We start from the raw sequence: 235 nt of genomic DNA, 5'->3' as shown, positions 1-235 counted from the left end.
CTATCAGCTGACGATCGCCTCGGCGGTGGAGGAGCAGACGGCGACGACGACGGAGATGTCGCGGGGGGTGCAGGAGTCGGCGACGGGTGCTTCGGAGATTGCGGGCAACATCACCGGTATCGCGACCGCGGCGCAGGACAGTGCGGCGACGATGCAGCGGATGAGCGTGGCGGTCGACGAGCTCGCGCAGATCTCGGTCGAGCTGCGCACCCGCGTCGCCCAGTTCCGGATCTGA

General features: G+C 68.5%; 1 pseudogene. It reads left to right on the top strand.

The features are described 5' to 3' along the window. Nucleotides 1–235, top strand: a pseudogene (locus IE95_RS0118445) (methyl-accepting chemotaxis protein); the annotation flags it as partial.

Origin of the sequence: Oerskovia turbata (assembly GCF_000718325.1) — a bacterium.
In the GTDB taxonomy this organism is placed as follows: Bacteria; Actinomycetota; Actinomycetes; order Actinomycetales; family Cellulomonadaceae; genus Oerskovia; species Oerskovia turbata.
The sequence above is the reverse complement of the archived record's forward strand: the minus strand, read 5'-3'. Positions and strand labels throughout refer to the sequence as shown.